Here is a 24,692-nt window from a genome sequence, read left to right as displayed (position 1 = left end):
TTACATTGGGGCTTTCTTATAAAAACACGCAGTTCCTAAAGCTAGAAGTGGAATTAAAATCAGCAGTCTCTGAACTAAAGAAAAACGCTCCACTTCATCATCCAGTAATTGACTCGGAACTAACGATACCAATGCAATTGCAAGAGCAGCAAGCAAAATTTCAGGTAAGGATAATTTTTCAGAAACATCGACTGTAACATTGTACCCGGAATTGAGAATCCAATAACCCAGAAACAAAATCATGAAAGGAAATGACCATATCCTGTAAGTGTCATAGGCAATAGCATGAAGCCCTAAGGGAATTAGAATAACAATAGCAAACAATAGCAAAAGATACTTGTTGGCCTTTTCAAACTTCCTGTAAACAACATACATCATAAAGAGAATGGGAATCCCAAAAAATATTGAGCATTTGGAAACAAATACCCTTTGAAAGAAATGCGGACTCTCATCTTGTATATAGTCTGTAAATTTTACAGTATAAGCAGATGCTACAGAATCGGCAACTTTTGCGTTTATAAATTCTAAATGATCCAGATAATTAAAAATCATTTTATGATAGTTTGACCCGCTCATTTCCTGGTAGGCTGACACTCCAAAAGTAACAGCAAGCGGTAATATAAGAAAGAAGCTGATCCTCTTTATTAAATGGGAATTTAAGGTGTCTTTGAAAGAAATTCCTTCTCCACTTACTCCATCCACCATCAAAGCAAAGCAACAGATAGGGAGCATCAGGAAAAATGAAACCTCATGTATAAGAATGCTAATAGAAGCAACTAATGATGCCAGCAGAATCTTTTTCTTCCTGAGAAGCCATATAACCAAAATGGTTAGTAAAAAGATGATATGATCCAAATACCCTATAAGATGGGCTGTAAATATGATATATTGAGATAAAAAAAAGGTGAGATAAAATACGAGAGTGTAAACATCTCCTTTGTTACGGATTGTTTCTTTACTGGCCATAAACAACAACAATCCATATAGCAACAATATTATAAAAACAGATAAAACAAATATGTTCTGTTCATTTTTCTCTACAAATAATCCCAAAAAACCTCCGGCAAATCCTCTTTTTATAAACCCGAATCTATAATCGAGCATCCAGTGAGCAACGGACCATTGATTGGGAAACCTTATCGTTTTTAAGACACTAAAAACAAGTGCATATGTATAGATAATAATGAAAAGAACTTTTCTATTCATCTACTAAATAGTCATAGAGAAAATCCTGGTTTCAGGTTTATTTCGCATCATTCTAAGATCAAACACCATGGCTACATTTCTTGTAAACGCTCTTCCCTTTTCTGTAATCTTGATCTGATGATCTCTGATTTCAACCAGTTCATCTCTTTCCATTTCCTTAAGCATCTCCAAAGCATTTTCCAGTTCCGGGAAAGAGTTTTGGATATCCCATGTCGTTTCCAGCTGACACATAAGGTTCAAAATATGTCTTCTTATAATTAAATCTTCATGATTAAGGATGTGACCTTTTACCACCGGAATCTCTCCCTCTTCAATGATTTTCTGGTATTCTTCAACCGTTTTTACATTTTGAGCGAAAGCATACCAGGAATCTGAAATTGAAGACATTCCAAGTCCCACCATCAATTGCGTTTTGCTTGAAGTATATCCCATAAAATTCCTATGCAGCTTTTTCTGAATTAAAGACTGATAAAGGTCATCATGCTCCAGGGCAAAATGATCCATCCCAACCTCTATATATCCAAGTTCCTGCAATAAGCTTTTACCATCTTCGTAGAGTTTTCTTTTTTCCTCTCCGCTTGGCAGGTCATTTTCATCAAAACCTCTCTGTCCTACTCCTTTTACCCACGGAACATGCGCATAGGAATAAAAAGCCAGTCTGTCAGGCTTCAGTTCCAGTGTTTTACGGATCGTATATTCCATTGCATCCCAATGCTGGTGAGGCAGTCCAAAAACCAAATCGTGGCTTATTCCTCCATATCCTATCTCACGGGCTAATTCGGTTACTTCCTTTACTTTTTCAAAAGGCTGGATCCTGTTGATTGCTTTCTGAACTTTCGGATCGTAATCCTGCACGCCGAAACTTACTCTTCGGAAGCCAAGATCATACAAAGTCTGAAGATGCTCTCTTGTTGTATTATTAGGATGTCCTTCAAATGAAAACTCGGGATGTTCTGCAATATCTACCGTAGCAAATATTCCTTCCAGTAATGTCTTTAAATTCTTAGGAGAAAAAAAAGTAGGCGTTCCCCCTCCTAAATGAAGTTCTTTTAATTTAGGTTTTTCATCAAAAAGCTCAAGATAAAGCTTCCACTCTTTTAAAACACTTTCAAGATAAGGTGTCTCAACACTATGCTGCTTTGTAATACGTTTATGACATGCACAGAAAGTACATAATGCTTCACAAAACGGCAAATGGATATAAATAGAAATTCCCTCACCTGAGTTACTTTCATGGAAAGATCTTACCACACTCTCCTTCCATTTTTCAGGAGAAAAGGTGCTTTCGTCCCAATATGGAACAGTAGGATAAGACGTGTAACGTGGTCCGGGAATATTATATTTATCGATTAAAGAGTTCATCTAAAAATTTTAAATTTTTATAAATTGAATAAAATTCACATAAGAATTTCATTCTGCAAAATTAGCTATAACTTATGAATTTTAAATCATGAATTATATTAGGGTTCGTTTTCGAAATTTATAATCAGTCTAAATACCCTTCACAGGCTCTAAATACAAAAAATAAAGCCTTAAAATATTCAATAACCTAATTGTATCCAAAATCACTCAAAGGTATACCGAAGAAAATTATAATGGGTAATAAAACTACAGATATCCTCTATACCAAAAATTTAAAATTTTAATTTCATCAGCTGGATCTTGTCTTTACCCGCAAAGGCAACGGAATTTTGATCAATCCACTCACACACGTATAAGTTTTTTTCATCAGAAATTTTCCTCCAAGTTTTTCCAAAATCTGAAGAATAACTGATATGCTGATCTCCTACTGCTATCATTTCTTTTCCTTTGGATCCCGGTCTAATTTTTACACAGGTAGTATAGCCTGCGTTCGCACCTGACGCCTGAATCTGCCAGGTTTTTCCCCCGTCATTAGTCGTCGCTATGTTATTGATATTCTCTTTCTGTTTGGTATAATCTCCTCCGACTGCCACTCCAAACCGGTCATCATAAAAATCTATAGAATACATTCCCTGCGATGGCTCGCCCTGAATAAATGGTGTAGTAAAAACATCAAACTTCTCCGTTTTAAGATCTAACCTCAGAATTCGGGAAGCTTTACCTCCTGTTGCGATCCACATGTATTTTTTAGTTGAAGCAATGTTTGTATTACTTGCTGCAAAAGCTGCTTCCCCACTGTTTAATGAAATTTCATTCTTTAGCAAATCCCATTTCCCATTTTTAAAAGCAACCAATTTAAGGCGATTACTTGAATCCGAATCACTGAAAGTAAAAGCAAGATGATCGTTCACAAAGTGTAAAGCATCATAAAATGCAGTTTTCACCGTATCCTTATACACTGTTTTTGACTGCATATCCTTTTTATCAATTTTAAAGAAATAAGCAGGACTTCCAACATTAATAGCATAAAAATCATTATTGTTCTGAGCCAATGTTCTGAACTCTAACTTCTGATCCGATAATGAAATCTGTTTTTGATTTTTAAAATTTTTAAGATCAACAAAACCAAATTTGGAATCCGTACCCGCATACCAGATTTTATGATCCCAGACCTGGAGCGCTCTTATGCTAATTTTATCATTAAAAATTGTTTCCATGTTTACTTCCTGGGAAAATGTCAATATTCCCAAAAAACAAAATACACATGCTAGAATATTTTTCATAAAAATTTAATTTGGTGAAAGACAAAAATAAAAAATCCACAACATTCTGTGGATTTTTTATTTTTATTTTTATTCTTACAAATCTAGATCAGGTTTTTCCAGTGGCTCTTGTTCCGCTTTAAAGGTTTCTCCGTATCCTCCGTTTTGTAATTTGGAATTTCTTTTACTATAAAGGAAGTAAATAATAAATCCGATGATCAACCATGCGAAAGAATACATTTTAGCCTCTCTACTTAAATTAAAAATCAGATAAACATTAATTAAAATTCCAAGACAAGCGATTAATGGCAATGCCGGAACTTTAAAGTTTCTCTGCAGATTAGGTTCTTTAACCCTCAACACCCAAACAGCTACACAAACCATAGTGAAAGCAAATAAAGTCCCGAAGCTCGTCATGTGAGCAAGATCATTGATCGGTGTTAAAGAGGCAACTACAGAAATTAAAATTCCCAAGATGATTAAGTTCTTGGTTGGTACTCCTGTTTTTGGATTTACTTTTGAAAAAGTTGCTGGGATCAATCCATCTTTAGACATTCCAAGGAAAATTCTTGATTGTCCCATGATCATTACCATCAATACTGAAATCAATCCAACAGTTGCTGCAATTGTAATGATGTAACCAGCCCAGGCCTGACCAGCAATATCAAATGCATAGGCAACAGGAGCTTTGATCGCATCAGGATATTTCCCTAAAGGATTGAAATCCGTATAATGCATCATACCCGTTAATACAAGAGACACCAATATATATAAAAGTGTACAAATGATCAAAGAAGCAATAATTGCAAAAGGAACATCTTTTTTAGGATTGATTGCCTCTCCTGCCTGTGTCGACACCGCATCGAATCCTACATAAGCAAAGAAAATTGCAGAGGCTCCTGCAACAACTCCTCCTATACCATACGCAGAATGGGAAACCCCATTTTCAGTAATAGTAGTCGCTTCAGGAATGAAAGGAACCCAGTTATCCGTATTGATAAAGAAAATACCGGCAATAATAACAAAAATGATTGCTGATACTTTAAGCATTACAATAAAGTTATTCGCTTTTGCAGCTCCCTTTGTTCCTCTCACCAAAATAGATATAACAAATAATACAATCAAAAATGCAGGTAGGTTCATAGAAAAACCGGAATTTCCGGCTGCCCAATAAGTCTGGGGGTCAGTAGTAAGCCATGTAGGCAAATGCAATCCGAACATTTTAAGGAGTTTTCCAAAATAACCGGACCAGGATACGGCGACCGTCATAGATCCCATTGCATATTCTAAAATCAATCCCCACCCGATAATCCAGGCAAAAATTTCCCCTACTGTTCCATAAGCATAAGCATAAGCCGAACCTTCTACAGGAAGTATGGACGCAAATTCAGCATAACATAAAGCTGCAAATACACAGGCAATTCCTGCAATTACAAAGGAAAGTGCTAATGCAGGTCCTGCATTATAATAAGCTCCTGTCCCGGTAAGTACAAAAATTCCTCCTCCGATAATTGCTCCGATTCCAATAGCTGTAAGACTCCATTTTCCTAAAACGCGTTTCAGCTCACTTTTTTTAATATCAGCTTCATAAGCGCTCATTGGTTTCTTAACCCAAATTTTTGACATATTTTATTGTTTATTTAAGATTTACGAAAGTATAAAAAATTTACAAATACTAACAATTATTGACAAACTTTCATTATTAAATTTATATTTAAGGATATAAAAAACTGATTAACATGTCATTCAACTCATTTTTCATCAATATTGAATTTTTGCTTATTTTTGAACACATTTGAACATATGAACCTATATGACCTCTTTGTAAAACCGTATGAAGACTATACAACCTTACAAATTATGCTGGAAAGCGCAGGAACTTTTTTCGGCATCCTCAGTGTCTATTTCTCCATCAAAAAAAATATTTGGGTATACCCCACTGGTATTATTTCGACCCTTATTTATGTTTATATTCTTTTTAACTTCGGATTGCTGGGCGATTGTATGATCAACATCTACTACACTGCTATGAGTGTTTACGGATGGATTTTATGGGCAAAAAATTCAGAAGATAATGTTCATGTGGAAGTTTCATGGGCAACCAAAAAAGAATGGATCTTTGCCAGCATCCTGTTTGCAGTTAGCTTACTACTCGTTACTTTTATATATTATTACAAGCCTTACATAGATAATCATTTTTCCATGGCAGGTGCTAATTTAGGATTGTATCATCTTGATTGGGCAAATTGGCTGGATGTATTTACCACATCCATTTTTTTAGTAGGCATGTGGTTTATGGCCAAACAACGTATTGAGAACTGGATTTTCTGGATCATCGGAGATTTTATTTGCATGCCTATGATGATTTTTAAAGGACTTGGAATCACTTCGGTTCAATATTTGGTATTTACTATAATGGCGATCATAGGATTCGTCAAATGGAAAAAAAGTTATAAAGAAAAAAGAAAGATAAAGTCATGAAAAATTTATTAAAATTAACGTTTAGTTTTTTCACTATAGTTAGTTTAACTTCTTGTTTGGCATATTCTGACGGATATGCTGGTGGTTATGGAGATCCGTATTATAATAACGGGTATTATTATGCTCCATCAGGATACTACGGAAGTGGCGGATATTATGGCAATGATGGATATTACTATAGAAATGATATAAATTATTATTACGATAACGGTGCTCCTTATTATTACTATGGGAACAATAATAACAGAAGAAGGGTTTATGTAGAAAGAAGAAGCTCTACAATTACTTCTCAGAGACCTAATAACGGATTACAAAATACGCGTACCAATAACAGTAATTATAACAATAGTAATTACAATAACAATAACGGATATAATAACAGAAACAACGGAAATAGCGGTTTCAGAAATAACAACTCCAATAGTCAGAGCAATCAGGGCAGCGGATATAGAAATGTTCCTCAGCAAAATACTCAAAGACCTCAAAATAACAGCGGTTTCAGAAGTAACAGTTCATCCAACTCTAATAGTCCAATAAATACAAATAACGGAAGTGGATTTAGAAGTAATAATACTCAGCAAGATAACTCTAATCGATCAGGCGGAAGCGGATTCAGAAGATAATCATTCTAAATAATAAAAAACGGGCAGTATTTACTGCCCGTTTTTTATTTTAATGTACTAATTTTGTTTGTTTATTTTAATGTAAAGAAAGTATGGAATTTTATAAATATCAAGGCACTGGAAACGATTTCGTAATGGTAGATAACAGAGATCTGCAATTTCCAAAAGACAAAGCAATTATCGAAAAGCTTTGCGACCGACGTTTTGGAATTGGAGCGGATGGTCTTATTCTTTTGGAAAATGATGAAAAGTATGATTTCAAAATGGTGTATTACAATTCCGATGGTGGAGAAAGTACCATGTGTGGAAACGGTGGTAGATGTCTTGTTGCGTTTGCTTTTTTCCTTGATATCTTTGAAGCCAAATGTAAATTTATTGCTATAGATGGAGAACATGAAGCAGAAATCCATAATGGTATCATCAAATTAAAAATGATCGATGTTACCGACATTTCCAATGACGGAGCAGATTCTGTAATGGATACCGGATCTCCACATTATGTAAAATACGTCGAAGATTTGGTTACCTACAATGTTTTTGCAGAAGGAAACGGGATCAGAAATTCAGAAAACTATAAAGAAAAAGGCATCAACGTCAATTTTGTTGAAAAAATTACCGATGATGAAATTTTCGTAAGAACCTATGAACGAGGCGTTGAGGATGAAACATACAGTTGCGGAACAGGCGTTACTGCATCTGCTTTAACCTTTCTACAAAAAAACAATCTAATCTCTGTAAAAGTTAAAACTTTAGGTGGAAGCCTTAAAGTGTATGCTGAAAAAAACGGAAATTCTTTCCAGAATATCTGGTTGGAAGGACCGGCAAAACAAGTTTTTAGAGGTAAGGTTGACTTGGTTTAAAAAAACAAACAACTTTTAATCAACTATTAAATAATGAAAAAAACTATTCTCATTATCATACTGCTTGTTGTAGCGGTAGCAGGATTTTTTGGGTTAAGATTTTATAATACATATTACGGTAACAACATAGAAAAAGAAGGATATGTTTTAATCCCTCATGGAGCAAGCTTTAAGCAGGTCCTTGATTCTATCGGACCGTATATACAAAATAAAGAGTCGTTTGAAAGAGTAGCAAAGGATAAGGATCTGGAACAACATCTCAAACCGGGTCGTTACCACATCCAGAATGGAACAGGAAATACGAATATTGTCAATATGATCAAAGCGGGAAACCAGACTGAGAATACCTTTAGAATAGGAGATTTTGGTGATATGTATCAAATGATCGGTAAAGTCACAAAAAAAACGGAGCTGGATTCACTCAGATTTGTAAAAGATTTTAATACGATTGCAACTGAAAAAGGATATACCAGCGCCGAAGACCTGAAAAAGTATTTTTTTATCGATTCATATAACTTTTTCTGGACAGTAAGTCCTAAAGATTTTTTTAAAAGATTTGAGGATCAATATAATGGTTTCTGGACAAGTGAAAGAAAAAACAAAGAACAGCAGTCCGGGCTAACAAGAGATCAGATTTATGCACTTGCCTCTATTGTCTATAAAGAATCCGGTGGAAAAAAAGATGAAATGGAAACTATCGCAGGACTATATTTAAACCGATACAGAAAAGGAATGAAATTACAATCTGATCCTACGGTGATCTATGCTATTAATAAGCAGACAAATTTTAAAGAGCCAATCAAAAGGGTTTTATATAAACATCTGTCTACGCCCTCTCCTTACAATACATACGCTAATCCCGGTATTCCTCCCGGCCCGATATGTATTGTAGATAAGAACTCTGTAGATGCTGTGCTTAACGCAGAAAACAACAATTATATATATATGTGCGCTGATCCGGCAAGGTTTGGCTATCACAAATTCACGGCAAGTGCTGAAGAGCATGCAATTAATGCAAAAGCTTATCAAAACTGGCTTAATTCAAAAAATATAAAATAAAAAGCAAATTTAACTTTATTTTAACAATTTCATAATTAACATCCAGCCTTAAAAAGCGACATATCTATTACAAACAATAAATTAATCGTAATATTTTGAAATTTAACCCATTAATAATTTCACAATATTAGGAGTTATCCCTTCACGATTTTACACAAACAATACCTTATGAATCAGACGGAAATTATTAACCTTTTTACAAAAAAAACCTTAGGGCTTACTTTTGTTCTTTCGGCGGCAGCATTTGCTTTCGGACAGGAAAAAGCAGCTATATCAGGGACAATTGTTAGTAAAAACAATCAGCCTGTTCCTTATGCCTCAGTCACCTTCAGCAATAAAGAAAATAAATTACTTAGTGATGCTGCTCTTACTGATGAAAAAGGACAGTATAAACTTGATCTTGCTCCCGGGAATTACGACATCACCGTTGAAGCAATTGATTACAAAAAAAGTGTAGTTAATAAACAAATTGCAGCTGCAGGAAATATTGGCGCCTTATCCATTGAGCCTGAAAAAAGTGCAACCAACCTTAAAACGGGAGATATACAAGGTGTAACGATTACGGTACAAGCGAAGCCATATAAAGTGGAACTTGACAAAAGAACATATGACCCCTCTCAGGATATTGTAAGTAAGGGAGGAAATCTTCAGGATGTATTATCCAATGTTCCTTCTGTTTCTGTTGAAACGGACGGTACAGTTTCTATGAGGGGAAGTTCTAATGTGAAGTTTTTAATTAATGGAAAACCTTCTGCATTACTTGGTATTGATGATGGTGCCAATGCTTTGCAAAGTATTCCTGCAGATCAGATCGATCGAATCGAGGTTATTACAAACCCTTCTTCGAAATTTGAAGCCAGCGGTACTGCAGGTATTTTAAATATTATTTTAAAGAAAAATAAGAAAACAGGTTTTAACGGTAGTGTTGTTGGAACTTTAGGATATCTTCCACAAACTTCTCTCAATACCAACTTAAGTTGGAGAAAAGGAAAATTCAATTGGTTTTTAAATGGAGGTGGTGGATACCGCGAGTCTAAAAATACAAGCAGAAACAATTCAATATTTTCAAGTGGTACAACAAGCCAGATTGACAACGAGTCCATTACAAAGAGTAAAAATGATAATTATAACGCTTCTGCGGGGGTAGTTTATGATATCAATGACAAAACCTCCGTAAACGCATCCGGTACTGTAAGAACTTTTGACAACAACAGCAACGGGAACGTAACCTATTATGATTACTTCACCAATAATACAACAGGTTTCAGACAAAGATCGAATACAGGAAATGGCAATAACTTAGCATTTCAGGGAGATTTCGGACTTGATCACAAATTTGATGATAAAGGCCAGAATTTATCCCTCTCAGCAAGTTTGCAAAGGAACCGATCTAATAATGATACCAATATATATGATACCAACAATAACGTTTTCCAGCTTGAAGATTTTGTAGCACAGAAAACACTTAACCGATCATTTATAGGAAAAGCTGATTATGAACTTCCGATTGGTGAAAATTCTAAGATTGAAGCCGGTTATAGATTAGATATCAATAAAAATGACTATAATAACATGGTCATGGAAAGCACAGCATCCCATCCTTTGCTATCTTATCTTGAAGATTACTCATACAACGCGACTTACAAAGAAATGTTTAATGCATTTTATCTTCAGTTTAAAAGCAAAATCGGAAAGCTCGGGTATCAACTGGGTTTAAGGGACGAAATTTCCAAAGTAGATATTGATTATTTAAATCTTGCCGGAGGAGCTCAAAAAACAACCAAAAACTATAATAACCTTTTCCCTAGTGTATTTCTAAGCTATGAAATAGCAAAAGACAATCAGTTTTTAGTAAATTATTCAAGAAGGATTGATCGTCCACGTTCATTCTTTATGATCCCAAATCCAAGTTATAATGACAATCAAAACATTTTTGACGGGAATATTGATCTGAATCCATCTTATGTCGATTCTTACGAAGTAGGATACAGCATTTCTAAAAAAAGCTTTACCATCAACCCTACGCTTTACTACAGACACTCAAGTGATGATGTTAAAATGCTGGTGTACAAAACAGTTGATGATAACGATATTACAACATTTCATACAAAGCCAATCAACTTAGGAAATGACGATCGCTATGGTCTAGATCTAAATTTTAATTGGGACGCAACCAAATGGTTAAAATTTATGGGAAATGTTGACCTGTTTGGCTATAAGACTACCGGTAGTTATTACGATCCTAAAACCATGGATAAACCAATGTCATTTGATGGAAGTGGCTTTTCTACAAGAGCCAGATTAACATCTACCTTTAAAGTTGATAAAACTTTTAATTTCCAGCTACAAGGTTTCTATAGAGGAGCACAAAAGACCCAGAGCCAGGACAGAAAAGATATGTATGCAATAAGTTTAGGAGTTTCCAAAACGATATGGGATGGCAATGGTACGATAGGTTTCAATATTCAGGATATTTTCAATACCAGAGCAATGAGATCCACAACTTATGGTACTGATTTCACCAGAGATTCTTACATGCAATGGCAACCAAGACAGTTTGCTCTATCTTTAACTTACAGATTCAAACAAGGGGAAAAAGTAGACCAACCTAAAAAGAAAAAAGACATTAACGCTAATGCTGCCGGAGATGACCAGCAGGCACCAATGTAATACAAAAAAAATCCCGATTATTAATCGGGATTTTTTATTTTGCATTTACGGGTACTTTACTTTTCTCCGCTTCGAAAATTCTTTTTCTTAAATCGCTGGAGGAAAACCGGTGGTCCCTTTTATTATAATAAATTTCTATTCCTTTTTGCTCGCAGTATTTTTTTCCTGTAAAATCACGGTCCATATAATCGTCTCCAATAATTCTTACGTCTATTACAAAAGATTTCAAAATGTCTTCCAGATCTTCTTCTGTATAGTAAGGAATGATTTCATCTACAGCACTCACTGCCTTAAGCTGAATATATCTTTCTACAATGGTCTGAGTAGGCTTATTTTTATTAGGGCGATCATGGGAGGGGTCAATCTGTAAACCTACAATCAGATAATCACAAACGGTTTTTGCTTCTTCTAACATTTTTATATGTCCCGCATGAAGTAAGTCAAATGAAGAGAATGTAATCCCTATTTTTTCTGTTTTCATATTAGTCTATTTAAAACTTCACTAAGATAGAAATCTTTTATTTAATTCCTTTCATAGAGAAATATTTTGTTAATCATTTAATTTAAATTTCTTGACTTCAGATATTTTTGCCATTCCCAAACCGTTTTTAATGCTTCCTGCAAACTGGTTTCAGCCTTCCATCCAAGTTCATGTTCAGCTTTGTCAGCATTGGCATATGCAACCGTAATATCTCCCTCTCTTCTATCACAGATCTGATAAGCAACCTTCACATTATTTGCCATTTCAAAAGCATCCACCACTTCTAAAACTGAGAATCCTTTTCCGGTTCCTAAATTATAAATATCAATAACGGTATTGTTACTAGAATCTGACATTAATTTTTTTAATGCTGCAACATGAGCCTTTGCAAGATCAACAACATAAATGTAATCGCGGATTGGTGTTCCGTCCTCCGTGTCGTAATCATTCCCCCAAATATTTAATTTTTCACGAATTCCTGCTGCCGTCTGCATCACATAAGGAACAAGATTATTTGGAACTCCAATAGGCAATTCGCCTAATTTACCCGAAGGATGTGCTCCAATAGGATTGAAATATCTTAATAAGGAAATCTTTCTTTTATATGCATTGGCAAAATCTTTAAGGATCTCTTCACCCATTTGTTTAGTTTTACCATAAACACTCTCCGGCATTTTTAATGGGGTATTTTCATCAATGGGCATTACATCCGCCTGCCCGTAAACCGTACATGAAGAACTGAAAATAAAATTAGAGAGATCTCTCTTTTTAAATTCCTGAAGAATATTGATCAGAGAAAATAAATTATTCTCATAATAATCAACAGGTATAACCTGACTTTCGCCAACTGCCTTAGAAGCAGCAAAGTTGATACATCCGTCAATCTGATGAGCATCAAAAACCTGACTTAAAAGCTCCTTTCTTTTTAGATCAAAGGGATAAAAAACAGGTTTCTTTCCGGTAATCTCTTCTATATTATTTAAAATAAATCTTTCAGAGTTAGACAAATCATCTACAATAACAACATCAAAGTTATTATTAAGTAATTCCACTACGGTATGGGAACCTATATATCCAAGACCTCCGGTTACGAGTATTGCCATTTATGTTTATGTTTTGATTTTTATTCTTCTTTTTGTCCTATAAATTCAATGTTATCACATTTTACCTCTTTATATCTGTACTTGTTAATTAGTATGATCAGCCATGTTGTAACACAAATAAATCCAAACAACATTACATATTCAAATAAAGGAATATCTTCTTCCATCTTACCAAATTCTTGTATAAACACAGTAGTCAAAACCCCTAAAAACATTACAATAAGAAGTCCGTAAAATAAGTTTAAAAAAAATAAACTTTTCGATAATTTTAACAAAACCAGGATTAAGCTTACAAAGCTAAATAAAAAGCCAAATGCTAAGATCAACAGCGCAAAATATTTTCCACTGGAAATGCTATCAGACTCACTTTTAAAAAGATTATAAACATCAAAAGTGGTAAAACCAAATATAAAAAGTATACAAAAATTGAATACAATTACAAGAGCATTTAACCACTTATATTTGAATAATCTTTTTTTCATTCTATCCCATAAATTCAAGCACAGCATCCGTAATATACTTCAACTGTTCTTCATCCAATTCTGTATGCATCGGAAGAGAAATCACCTGATCCAATAATTTATCCGTATTTACAAAATCTGCATCATTACTTTCCTGGAAATAAGCTTTTTGCTTTCTTAATGCTACCGGATAATAGATCATCGCAGGAATTTCTTTTTCTGCAAGGAATTTTTGTAACTCATTACGTTTTCCGTTTACTATTCTTAAAGTATACTGATGAAATACGTGGGTTGTGTTTTCGGCTCTTTTTGGTGTTAATATGTTTGGGTTTCCTGCAAAAGCCTCATCGTAATAATCAGCAGCTTTTCTTCTCGCTTCATTATAGGAATCAAGATTAGGAAGTTTTTTCCTTAAAATAGCAGCCTGAATACTGTCTAAGCGAGAGTTCACTCCTACTTCATCATGATAGTACCTTTCATACATTCCATGATTAACAATTCCTCTTAAACGGTGTGCCAGTTCATCGTTATTGGTAAAGATAGCTCCTCCGTCTCCATAGCAACCTAAATTTTTAGAAGGAAAGAATGAAGTGGTACCTACCGTAGACATCGTACCTGCCTGTTTTACAGTTCCATCGGAAAACGTATAGTCTGAACCAATTGCTTGCGCATTGTCTTCAATAACGAATAAGTTATTCTCTTCAGCAATTTTCAGAATTTCTTCCATATTAGCACATTGTCCGAAAATGTGTACGGGAATGATCGCTTTCGTTCTTGGAGTAATTGCTTTTTTAATCTGTTCCGTAGAAATTGTGAATGTATCGTAATCTACATCTACCAAAACAGATTTAAGTTTCAATAAATGAATAACTTCTACAGTAGCTGCAAAAGTAAAATCAGCAGTGATCACCTCATCTCCTTCTTTAAGGTCTAAAGCCATCAAAGCAATCTGTAAAGCATCAGTTCCGTTTGCACAAGGAATAACATGCTTTACGTCTAAATAAGATTCCAATTCATTCTGGAAGGACTTCACTTCTGGGCCGTTTATAAAAGCCGCAGAATCCATTACATTTAATACTGCATTATCTACATCATTCTTTATCTTGTAATACTGACTTTGCAAGTCAACCATCTGAATTTTTTTCATAAATAAATATTTCCGTAAAAATAAGGAATTTAAAATCCATTCAAAAATTTTATTGATTTTGTTTTACCTTTATACAAAATAACTCCATGAAGAAAACTCTACTCTTTTGTTTCTTAACCGGTTACTCTCTGGCTTTTGCACAAACAGCACTGGTATTCGTGTATTTCACTGATAAGCCTAATAAGTCAGCATTTTATGCTAATCCCCTTTCTGAGCTTAGCCAGAAATCATTGAACAGACGCACGGCTTTGGGAATTCCCCTGAATGATCAGGATGCTCCCATTGAGCAATCTTATATTCAGAATATCCAAAACCTTGGTTTTACAGTTACCGATTACTCAAAATGGCTTAACGGAGTAGCCGTAAATGCTACTTCAGCCCAGATTGCAGCACTTCAGTCACAACCCTATGTCCAGTCGGTAGAAAGTTTTGCAAGAAATGCTTCTGCAGGGACCAAACAGACCAACCCTAATAAATGGGAAAATTTTGACAATACAAATAAAAACCTGACCACATTTGATTATGGTTCAGGCTCAGAACAAATTGATCAGATCAATCTAAGACCTCTTCATCTTGCAGGCTTTACGGGAAATGGTGTAACCATCGCAGTTATAGACACCGGATTTCCGACAGTAAACACAGGCTCTGCTTTTGCCAGATTATGGACCAATAATAAAATAAAGGGAGGGTTTGATTTTGTTACTAAAACGAATGATATTTATAACCCCTCACTCAATGTCCATGGCTCTGTTGTTTTAGGTGCAATTGGAGGTTATATTCAGGATATATTTGTCGGTTCGGCACCTGATGCTGATTTCTATCTTTACCGCAGCGAAAATTCCCTTATAGAAATTCCTGAAGAAGAATTATACTGGATTGAAGCAGCAGAGGAAGCTGATCGAAAAGGGGTCGACCTTATTACTACATCTCTGGGATATACCACATTTGATGATACACGATATAATTATCAGTATTCTGATATGAATGGAAGCACATCTTTTATAGCCAGAGCCGCCGGGATTGCAACAACCAAAGGTATTTTTGTATTAATTGCAGCAGGAAACTCGGGACAGCTTCCCTGGCATTATATCAGCACTCCTGCAGATAATCCCCAGGTGTTTACGATAGGCTCAGTAGATTCTTCCGGAATCTCATCCGGATTTTCATCTTTCGGGCCTAATGCGTTGGGTGTAATAAAGCCAGACGGCAGTACAAGAGGTACTGCATCTGCTACTGTTTTCAATAATTCAATAACTTCTGCTACAGGAACCTCAATTGCAACACCAATTGCTGCAGGTGGAGTAGCTTGCTTAATTCAGGCTTTTTCCAATATGAACCGAGATCTGATGAAAAACAAATTACGACAAACGGCCTCATTATATCCTTCCTACATAGATCAGATGGGTTATGGGGTTCTTAATTTCGGAAACTTCTATAATGGAACTTTAAACACTTCCGAAGCAGTAAAAAAGCACAAAGTTGCTATATTTCCAAATCCTGTTAAAAGCATTCTGAATGTCGCATCAGAAGCAGATGTTATTGCATTGGAAGTTTATGATAACCTGGGTAGGCTCATCATCCGGAGTAACCAGCAAAAATCGATTAAAGTTGAACATTTTCCGAAAGGTACCTATTACCTTAAGATTCAGACAAAAGATAAATCATATTATGAGAAATTTATAAAAGAATAAACAAAGGCCACTCAAATTGAGTGGCCTTTGTTATAACTAGATTAATTATTATAGTTTTGAGATCCTTTGCTAAGCTGAGTTTCTACTCGCATTAATATTTCCAAACAATGATCTTGTTACCAGCTTTTCATAAGCTTCTTTGTTCCCTTCTCCTTTCTGGATCTTCATTAAAGCATATTGCTGGATGCTTAACAAAGGTAATACAATCTTTTCGCGGATCTTTACAGATTTTCTTGACAATGGATCTTCTTCCTGAAGCATGGTAAATCCGGTAAGTTCAAGCATGATATCTTTTGAAAGGTTATATTCTTCAAAGAGCACATTCCAGAATGCTCCGAATTTCGGATTGTTTTTAATATAGTAAGTAAGCGGGAAATAAGATTTATTCATACTCATCATAGAGTTTAAAACTAAAGTTTTAAAGAAGTCCGAACCTTTGTATAATTCTCTTACTTCTTCAAACCTTCCCTGCTTTTTCATTTCCTCCATGGCAAAACCAAAACCAAAAAATCCCGGCACATTCTGCTTCAGCTGGGACCACGAACCCACAAATGGAATAGCCCTTAGGTCTTCGAATTTCAATTCGTTCCCGTTTCCTCGTTTTGATGGACGGCTTCCAATATTCGTTTTACCATAGTATTCCAATGTACTCATTTCCTGCAAGTACGGAACGAACATCGGATGTGCTTTCAGATCGGAATATTTTTTATAACTGATCTCTGCCAGCTCACTGATCAGCTTTCTTTCTTTTTCAGTAAGGTCTTTTTTAGAGTTTTTAAATACATCATTTTCCACTCCCGCGGTTAATAGCTGCTCAAAATTGTATTTTGCCTGCTCTTTATTTCCAAAAATACTGGTTATAGTTTGTCCCTGAATGGTTAGCTCAATTTTATTATTGGCAATGGTATTTCCCTGAGAAGCATAAAAATCATGGGTCTTGCCCCCTCCTCTGGCCGGAGGTCCTCCCCTTCCATCAAAAAATACTACTTTGATCCCTCTTTGTTCGGAAAGTTTAGTAAGAACTTCTTTAGCCTTGTAAATCTCCCAGTTGGCCTTCAAATACCCACCGTCCTTTGTTCCATCGGAAAAGCCCAGCATAATGGTCTGCTGATTACCTCTTTTTTCAAGATGTTTTTTATAAACCGGATTTTCGTAAAGTTCTTTCATTACCTTTTCAGCATTATCAAGCCCTTCCATGGTTTCAAACAAAGGAACAATGTCCATATTGATATTTTCTTCCTGATAACCGCAAATTTTGAAAAATGCATATACATTCATCACATCTTTCACAGCATCGGAGTTGGATATAATATAACGGTTCATTCCCCTCATACCATTCAATTGCTGAATTTCAGCAACTTCTGAAACCGTAAGCAAAGTATCCTTTACAATGCCTTCAAAATCATCAGCCTTAACTGTTTTAGAATCCTGAATTAATCGGTTGAATTTTTCATTATGATCGGCTTCCTGATCTCCATATAATTTTGCAAAAACTTCATCTATAACCTGCTGATGAATCCTGCTGTCCTGACGAATATCTAATGTGGCGAAATGGGTCCCGAAAATTTTAACCCGGTCTTTGAAATTCACGAGAAGATCTAAAAATAATGAGTTATGTTCCCGTATAAGAATATGTTCTGCTTCATCTGCCCTTTTCAGAATATCTTCAGTGGTAATTTTGTGGTTATTAAAAATAGCCGCATACAATTCATCATTAAGCTGTTGTAAAACTTCCGACACGCCTCTGAAACTTAAACGTCTTCTGATAAATTTTAAATGGCTGTAATAAGATTTTAAAATTGCAGAACGAAGTTCTTCAGCGACTCTTTTGGTAACATCAGCCGTTACAAAAGGGTTACCATCCCGGTCTCCTCCCGGCCAAAAACCAAGCTGTATGATATCTTCATGCAAATGAAAATGTCCGTTTCCGAATGTTTTTCTGATCTTGGTAAACAATTCACCGATGGTATCGTAATACACATAGCGTAAATAGGAAATGATACTCAATGCCTCATCAATAGGAGTCGGTTTTTCTTTATTAACAAAAGGAGTTTTTCCCAGCTGCTGAAGAAGCATATCAATATTGGTAACAGAATCAGTGGTAATCGCTGACCTTAAATCCTGAATGATCCTCTGTACAGAACTTGGATAAAATTGTGTAGGGTGAGCGGTGAACACAACCTTTACTGTAAAATCCCTCAACTTTTCACGAACTTTTTCAAGTTTATGATCCTGCTGGGAGCGCTCAAAAAGATTGGTTACCGTTCCATTATCGCTCTCCGAATGTAGATTCGGAAAGGCAGCATCTTCAATACTGTCAAATAAAACTACCTGCCTTTCGATATATTGTATGATTTTAAAAAGCAATTCCAGTTTCTGTTCCTCAGTATGCAGGTCGGTATGGCTTTTAAAAAACTCCTCTACGATTTCTTCAGGGGTCTTTCCGGCCTCGTAACCGTTTTTGCTTTCTTCGTATAAAAATGGGAGTAACATCCCGATATTGGTCATTTTATCATAAGGCAAACTCATAAATAATGAATTGTAGATCTGGAATTTATTTTCTACAATCTGCCTGAATTTCTCTGCGCGTTGGTCATGTATCATATAACAAATGTAAGCGATTTTGAAATTAATTTAATTGACAAATGACAAAAATTAAGACCAAAATGCAAAAAAATAATATTAATTTTATAAATACTTTTCCAGAATAAACACATAAATTAACCATGAACTATCTTTGGAAAAGATTCAACTTAATTATTCTTATTTTTTTAATTATTATTTCTTTATTAGGAACATTTTACAAACACATTTCTTTTGGTTGGGGATTGGGAGATCTAATAGGATATGCTATTTTATACTTAACAACAATTATCCATTTAATTTTTACTTTAATTTTTAGAAAAAAAAGCAATTCATTTCATGCTATTCTCACTTTGATTTTTTTAATTCAAACTATTATAATTGTTTTAAAAGCTACTATTTGGCGCGGTTCTGAATATCCTTGGAACGGAAATGTTTTTTATGAATCTCGTGTAAATTGAGTTTAAAATGTATATTCCCAAAAAATTTAACCAGAAATGAAATTCGGAATTATTTTTTATGCAATTTTAGGAAGTTTAGCTTTATTCATAGGTATTTATTTACTACAATATTTTATTCCTCTTTCTATTATTTTTTTCATTGCTTCATTCATCAATGGCGTTTTCATTTATAAAGAATATTCTTTTCATAAAAGTGATAAAATTGAATATGATGAAAATTCAGTTCCTGATGAAATTATAATCAAATATTCGCGTTCGGGTAGAATTATTGCTATTGCCACTTACGGTATATTTGTGATTCTAGGTTTGTTTTTTCTTTTAGGTTTTAAATTCAAATTTAACGGAGCTGCAATATTTATATTATGTATACTTCTTGGATTTTCCGGCTATTTTATGTTCAAAATAATTTCAGAGATCAAAAAAATATCACAAATTATCATTTCTATTAATGGAAAAGGGATTCAGGTAAAAAATAATACTAGGTATTTGTGGAGTGAAATTCAACTTGAAAAGATTATTGTAAAGCGTTTGGTGAGCCGTGAATCTAAACATGATTATAAGCCTGAAATAAATTATTTATACTTTTTCCACAACAATGAAAAAATAGAAATCAACATTGATGATTTTGATATTACAGATGGTCAGCTTGCACAAGTTTTGAAAATATTCAGAGGTCGTTTTAATAATTCGAGTATAGTATAGTTTTGATTACCAAATATTAATACCTAAATTTACTCTTCACACTATCCATCATCCATGAAAAAAATATTTACTTTTTTACTCGTAGCCCTTCTCTTCATCTCATGTGAAAAAGATTGTTATAATGCTCCTCTGCCGATTCTTTTTAAGTTTGTGGATTCTAATGATGAAAATCTTATTGCCAATGGAACATTGACAACTTATTCAGTTCAGGACGAAGATAACAATAGCGTACAACTATCCAAAACATCTGACAATATGATCATTGTAGAAAATGTAGGTGCTTATAATGGAACAAAAAAGTATAAATTCTTTTCTAATATTAAAGACTTAGATTTTTCAATACAGTCATCAGAATTTAATGGAGGGTGTGATGGCTATCAAATCAATAAATTAACGTTTACAGGTATAGATATTGATGTAACTGCTGAAAAAGGATATTATAAAATTGTATTGGAATAATTCTCTTTCTTAAATTTGCACCGGAAACACATTCTCTATGAAAGTAATCATCGCATTTTCCCTGATTCTCTCCAATCTGCTTTACAGCCAGATCAAGGTTCCTGATGATTATAAAAAAATTCCTGATATTCTCGATACGGTAGAATACCTTTACCCGTTCATTGTTCCTGATAAAGACTATGCTTACTGGCGCGTTCTGAGCAATGATATGGACTATGAAAAATCAGTACTCTATGAAAGCCAGGCTCCTGACTTTATGACCATCAATGAACCTGTTCCTGAAAAAGGTTTTTTCCAGAAATGTATTGGGAACAACTGCTTTTCATATATTCTTGCGTGCAAAAACGAAAGGTCTGTTTATTTTTCCAATGAACAGCAACTGAGAGATTTTCTCGGAACAGTAGACAATCTTCCGGAGGCTATTTTACTGGCAAAAACGTATGGGTATTCTGTGGATACAAGTAACCGATTTACCGGATCATATAAAATTGAAGACCGCCATATTTCAATGTACCTTATGCAATCAAAGGGTTGTCCGGCTGTGAAAGAATCTTTTTGGGTTAAAATCAATAGAAAAACCGGAAAACTGGAGGCAAAAAGCAATGGAGTATACGCGAAGGATGAAAACTGTACTTCTTTGTAACTGAATTTTAAAAAACGCCAAGTCGCAAACTAATTTAACAAGATACAGCTTTAAGGCGCGAGGATTTTATCTTCGATAAAATTTATAAACTGCTATTTTAAACCATTAAGATTTTTTAAGTTGATGAGGATAGTTAAGGGAATAGCTAAAGCTATTTTTTTGCAAGATGCTTTTTTTCATCTAAGATGAATCTTAATTATTCTTATGCCCTTCACAGATCTTAATGGTTAAAATTTTAGCATGATTACTTTATATATTAATTGCTCCTTGTCCTGAAGCAATCAGGTAAGCCTCTTTTAAAGTTTCAGAATAGGTAGGATGTGCATAGGAAATACGGAACATATCCTCTGCTGTCACTTCATATTCCTGGGCTATAACCCCCTGGGCAATTAAATCCGCAGCCCTTGCTCCAATAATGTGAACTCCTAAGATCTCACCATATTTAGGATCTACCAGTACTTTTGCAAAACCTTCCGTATCCATTGATGCTCTGGCCCTGGCACTGGCCGAGAAAGGAAACGATCCTGACCTGTATTCGATCTGATTTTTTTTAAGGTATTCTTCTGTAAATCCAACAGATGCCACTTCCGGCCAGGTATACACCACTGAAGGAATACGGTCATAATGGATATGGCGATTCTGGCCATTGATTGTTTCTGCAACAAGAACACCTTCTTCCTCCGCTTTGTGGGCCAACATTGCACCACCGATAACATCACCTATTGCATAAATAGTAGAAACTGCTGTGCGGCATTTTTCATCTACTTCAATAAAACCACGGTTATTAACCTGCACCCCTGTATTTTCAAGTCCTAACCCTTCTGTATAAGGTCTTCTTCCCACCGCCATCAATACATAATCTCCTTCCAGCTCATTTTCTTTTCCGCCTTGATCACGAAAAAAAACTTTTGCCGAAGCTCCCAAATTTTCCGCTTTATAAACAGACTGGTTAAGATGTATTTCAATTCCTTCTTTTTTAAGAATCTTTTGAAGGCTCCTGCCCAGCCCGTGATCCATTGTGGAAATAAGATGATCTGCGTATTCAAGAATGGTAACTTTAGTCCCTATTCTGCTAAAAATAGAGGCCATTTCAACACCGATTACCCCACCACCGATGATTATCATCGTTTTAGGCTTTTCCTGAAGAGAAAGAGCTTCGGTAGAAGTGATTATTCTTTTCTTATCAATTTCAATCCCGGAAATAGTTGAAGGCTTGGAACCTGTTGCAATGATATAATGTTTAGCCACAACAGTTTGTTCACCATCTTTTCCGCTGATCTGTATAGTGGAATCATTAATAAATCGGGCCATCCCTTGAATATGGGTGATTTTATTTTTATTCATTAAAAATTCAAGCCCGGAAGTATTTTTAGTTACGACCTCCGATTTCCTTTTATACATCTGGCTAAAATCAAGATTAATTTCATTGAGCATAATTCCATGGCTACCAAACCCGTGCTGTGCTTCTGCGTAGTGATGCGTACTATCCAGTAATGCTTTTGTAGGAATACAGCCAACGTTTGTACATGTACCTCCCAATGTTGTATATTTTTCTATGATTACAGTTTTATAACCCAGTTGTGCACTTCTGATTGCAGCTACATATCCACCAGGGCCAGAGCCTATTACAGCAACGTCATAATTTTCCATTGATTTATTAATTTATTTATAATTAAATTTGCTTGCAAAATAAAAGTAAAATTAAACAAAAACTTTCATTTTGCAAGTATTTTTTAATTAAAATTATGAGTAAAAAAAGATCCGACTGCCCTATCAGCTCTTCCCTTGAAATATGGGGAGATAAATGGTCCCTGCTTATCATCCGTGACCTTATGCTTCATAAAGAATGTACTTACGGAGCTTTTTTGAAAGCAGAGGAAAAAATAGCCACCAATATATTAGCCTCGAGGTTACAACATTTACTGGAAAACGGTATTATTGATAAAAAAGATCATCCTGAAAATAAATTAAAAGTCATTTATTCTCTCACTGAGAAAGGAATTGACCTCGTCCCTATCATCGTAGAGATCAATCTTTGGGGTGATAAATATTTATCAACACCTCCTGATAAAGTAGAGATGCTGAAAAGAATAAAAAAAGATAAAGAAAAGTTTATAGAAACTGCCAAAGCGTACCTGAAGGGAAAATGATACAATTCCCCTACACTAATAGTTTTCATAAAACAGAATCATAATAATTTTAAAACTCCATTAACTCAGTTTTCACTTTGTATTCCGTAAATTTGGGTAAAATAAATTTACACTAATGCTCAATTTCGAATTTAAAAATCCAACCAAAATACTTTTTGGAAAAGGTGAAATCACTAAAATTTCAAAAGAAATTCCTGCTGATGCCAAAATATTAATGATTTACGGAGGTGGAAGCATTAAAAGTAACGGCGTTTATGATCAAGTAAAAGAAGCTTTAAAAGATTATGAAGTGCATGAATTCGGGGGTGTTCCAGCTAATCCGGAATACGAGGTACTTATCAATGCACTGCAGGTGATCAAAGAGAAAGGAATTACTTTTCTCCTGGCAGTAGGTGGCGGTTCGGTTATTGACGGAACGAAATTTCTTTCCGCGGCAGCCAACTACCATGGTGAGCCTTGGGAAATCCTCACCAAACCGGTGAGAACCTTTGAAGGAGAAGGGATGCCTTTCGGAAGTATTCTGACTCTTCCTGCAACAGGTTCCGAAATGAACTCAGGATATGTTATTTCAAGAAGAGAAACTAACGAAAAATTATCCACAGGAGGTCCCGGTCTTTTCCCGCAATTTTCAGTTTTAGATCCGGAGGTTGTACGATCGATCCCTAAAAGACAAATCGTTAATGGAATTACCGATGCATACACGCACGTTCTTGAACAATATATGACGGCTCCATCTTCTGCAGACCTGCAGGAAAGAATTGCAGAAAGTATTTTGATCAGTCTTCAGGAAACGGCTCCAAAAGTAATGGCCGACAATTTTGATTATGATGCTGCCGGAAACTTTATGTGGTGCTGTACAATGGCCCTGAATGGTCTGATCCAGAAAGGAGTGATCACAGACTGGGCTGTTCATGCTATGGGTCATGAATTAACAGCTTATTATGGCATTGATCACGCGAGAACTTTAGCCATTATTGCCCCTTCTCATTACCGATATAATTTTGATTCCAAAAAAGGAAAACTGGCACAATATGCTGAAAGAGTTTGGGGAATTAAAGAAGGAAGTATTGAGGAAAAAGCAGAAGCTGGTATTAAGAAGCTGGAAGAATTTTTCCACAGCTTAGATATCCAGACTAAACTCTCAGAATATACCCAAGAATTTAAAGGTACTGCTGAAAGAGTGGAAAAAGCTTTTACAGACAGGAACTGGCTAGGTCTGGGAGAATACAAAAAGTTAACTCCTCAGGATGCTTATAAGATCGTAGAAATGAGTTACTAAACAGATTTG

General features: G+C 35.1%; 21 protein-coding genes. 11 read left to right on the top strand and 10 right to left on the bottom strand.

Translation table 11 applies throughout. The features are described from left to right. The 4 genes from PFY10_00305 to PFY10_00290 all read right to left on the bottom strand — a co-directional run bounded on the left by PFY10_00305 (position 1) and on the right by PFY10_00290 (position 5,456). Positions 1 to 1,206 carry a hypothetical protein gene (locus PFY10_00305; protein ID WBV56880.1) on the bottom strand — a complete coding sequence of 402 codons (1,206 nt, stop codon included), beginning with the start codon at positions 1,204 to 1,206 and terminating at the stop codon, positions 1 to 3. Positions 1,207 to 1,209: 3 nt separating this feature from the next. Next, positions 1,210 to 2,568: an oxygen-independent coproporphyrinogen III oxidase gene (gene hemN / locus PFY10_00300; GenBank protein WBV56879.1), complete on the bottom strand. Its 1,359-nt coding sequence runs from the start codon at positions 2,566 to 2,568 to the stop codon at positions 1,210 to 1,212. Positions 2,569 to 2,840: 272 nt separating this feature from the next. Next, positions 2,841 to 3,851 carry a glycosyl hydrolase gene (locus tag PFY10_00295; GenBank protein ID WBV56878.1) on the bottom strand — a complete coding sequence of 337 codons (1,011 nt, stop codon included), beginning with the start codon at positions 3,849 to 3,851 and terminating at the stop codon, positions 2,841 to 2,843. A gap of 75 nt (positions 3,852 to 3,926) precedes the next feature. After that, entirely contained in the window at positions 3,927 to 5,456 is a 1,530-nt protein-coding gene (locus tag PFY10_00290; protein ID WBV56877.1) for an amino acid permease, read from the bottom strand. Between the two features lie 177 nt (positions 5,457 to 5,633). Between PFY10_00290 and pnuC the strand changes: the two genes are divergently transcribed. From pnuC to PFY10_00265, 5 genes are all read left to right on the top strand, one after another. Next, positions 5,634 to 6,311, top strand: coding sequence for a nicotinamide riboside transporter PnuC (pnuC, locus tag PFY10_00285; GenBank protein ID WBV56876.1), 678 nt, complete (start codon positions 5,634 to 5,636; stop codon positions 6,309 to 6,311). Then, positions 6,308 to 6,934, top strand: coding sequence for a hypothetical protein (locus tag PFY10_00280; protein ID WBV56875.1), 627 nt, complete (start codon positions 6,308 to 6,310; stop codon positions 6,932 to 6,934). Before pnuC ends, PFY10_00280 begins: the two co-directional genes overlap by 4 nt. Before the next feature lie 92 nt (positions 6,935 to 7,026). After that, the gene (dapF, locus tag PFY10_00275; GenBank protein ID WBV56874.1) at positions 7,027 to 7,794 is read left to right on the top strand and encodes a diaminopimelate epimerase; all 768 of its coding nucleotides are present in this window, start codon (positions 7,027 to 7,029) and stop codon (positions 7,792 to 7,794) included. A gap of 33 nt (positions 7,795 to 7,827) precedes the next feature. After that, positions 7,828 to 8,853: an endolytic transglycosylase MltG gene (gene mltG, locus PFY10_00270; GenBank protein ID WBV56873.1), complete on the top strand. Its 1,026-nt coding sequence runs from the start codon at positions 7,828 to 7,830 to the stop codon at positions 8,851 to 8,853. Between the two features lie 168 nt (positions 8,854 to 9,021). After that, positions 9,022 to 11,523: a TonB-dependent receptor gene (locus tag PFY10_00265; GenBank protein WBV56872.1), complete on the top strand. Its 2,502-nt coding sequence runs from the start codon at positions 9,022 to 9,024 to the stop codon at positions 11,521 to 11,523. A 34-nt stretch (positions 11,524 to 11,557) separates the two neighbouring features. On the opposite strand, the gene PFY10_00260 is transcribed toward PFY10_00265, so the two are convergent. The 4 genes from PFY10_00260 to PFY10_00245 form a co-directional block, all read right to left on the bottom strand. Then, a complete protein-coding gene (locus PFY10_00260) occupies positions 11,558 to 12,004 on the bottom strand; it encodes an adenylyltransferase/cytidyltransferase family protein (GenBank protein WBV56871.1) in 447 nt (148 codons plus the stop codon). A 77-nt stretch (positions 12,005 to 12,081) separates the two neighbouring features. Next, complete coding sequence (galE, locus tag PFY10_00255; GenBank protein WBV56870.1) at positions 12,082 to 13,107, bottom strand: UDP-glucose 4-epimerase GalE; 1,026 nt, start codon at positions 13,105 to 13,107, stop codon at positions 12,082 to 12,084. Between the two features lie 20 nt (positions 13,108 to 13,127). After that, the gene (locus tag PFY10_00250; GenBank protein WBV56869.1) at positions 13,128 to 13,589 is read right to left on the bottom strand and encodes a hypothetical protein; all 462 of its coding nucleotides are present in this window, start codon (positions 13,587 to 13,589) and stop codon (positions 13,128 to 13,130) included. Between the two features lies 1 nt (position 13,590). Next, positions 13,591 to 14,715, bottom strand: coding sequence for a DegT/DnrJ/EryC1/StrS family aminotransferase (locus PFY10_00245; GenBank protein ID WBV56868.1), 1,125 nt, complete (start codon positions 14,713 to 14,715; stop codon positions 13,591 to 13,593). 86 nt (positions 14,716 to 14,801) lie between these two features. Between PFY10_00245 and PFY10_00240 the strand changes: the two genes are divergently transcribed. Further along, on the top strand, positions 14,802 to 16,406 hold the full coding sequence (locus tag PFY10_00240; GenBank protein WBV56867.1) for a S8 family peptidase: 1,605 nt from the start codon (positions 14,802 to 14,804) through the stop codon (positions 16,404 to 16,406). A 69-nt stretch (positions 16,407 to 16,475) separates the two neighbouring features. Here PFY10_00240 and PFY10_00235 read toward each other — a convergent pair whose 3' ends face one another. Then, positions 16,476 to 19,010: a phosphoenolpyruvate carboxylase gene (locus PFY10_00235; GenBank protein WBV56866.1), complete on the bottom strand. Its 2,535-nt coding sequence runs from the start codon at positions 19,008 to 19,010 to the stop codon at positions 16,476 to 16,478. Between the two features lie 476 nt (positions 19,011 to 19,486). On the opposite strand from PFY10_00235, the gene PFY10_00230 reads away from it, so the two are divergent. The 3 genes from PFY10_00230 to PFY10_00220 are packed head-to-tail and all read left to right on the top strand — an operon-like array spanning position 19,487 to position 21,254. Continuing rightward, positions 19,487 to 20,152 (top strand): hypothetical protein, encoded by a 666-nt coding sequence (locus PFY10_00230; GenBank protein WBV56865.1) that lies wholly within the window; start codon positions 19,487 to 19,489, stop codon positions 20,150 to 20,152. 54 nt (positions 20,153 to 20,206) lie between these two features. Beyond that, positions 20,207 to 20,611 (top strand): hypothetical protein, encoded by a 405-nt coding sequence (locus tag PFY10_00225; protein WBV56864.1) that lies wholly within the window; start codon positions 20,207 to 20,209, stop codon positions 20,609 to 20,611. 37 nt (positions 20,612 to 20,648) lie between these two features. Further along, positions 20,649 to 21,254 carry a hypothetical protein gene (locus PFY10_00220; GenBank protein WBV56863.1) on the top strand — a complete coding sequence of 202 codons (606 nt, stop codon included), beginning with the start codon at positions 20,649 to 20,651 and terminating at the stop codon, positions 21,252 to 21,254. 249 nt (positions 21,255 to 21,503) lie between these two features. Here the strand turns inward: PFY10_00220 and lpdA are convergent, their stop codons facing one another. Beyond that, positions 21,504 to 22,904 carry a dihydrolipoyl dehydrogenase gene (gene lpdA / locus PFY10_00215; GenBank protein ID WBV56862.1) on the bottom strand — a complete coding sequence of 467 codons (1,401 nt, stop codon included), beginning with the start codon at positions 22,902 to 22,904 and terminating at the stop codon, positions 21,504 to 21,506. A 95-nt stretch (positions 22,905 to 22,999) separates the two neighbouring features. Here lpdA and PFY10_00210 point away from each other — a divergent pair, with 95 nt between their 5' ends. Beyond that, positions 23,000 to 23,404: a helix-turn-helix domain-containing protein gene (locus PFY10_00210; protein ID WBV56861.1), complete on the top strand. Its 405-nt coding sequence runs from the start codon at positions 23,000 to 23,002 to the stop codon at positions 23,402 to 23,404. A 115-nt stretch (positions 23,405 to 23,519) separates the two neighbouring features. Continuing rightward, entirely contained in the window at positions 23,520 to 24,683 is a 1,164-nt protein-coding gene (locus PFY10_00205) for an iron-containing alcohol dehydrogenase (GenBank protein WBV56860.1), read from the top strand. Positions 24,684 to 24,692 lie beyond the last annotated feature (9 nt).

Source organism: Chryseobacterium daecheongense, assembly GCA_027920525.1.
Classification (GTDB): domain Bacteria; phylum Bacteroidota; class Bacteroidia; order Flavobacteriales; family Weeksellaceae; genus Chryseobacterium; species Chryseobacterium proteolyticum.
Note: the sequence above shows the minus strand (reverse complement) of the source record. Positions and strands in the feature narration are given on the sequence as shown.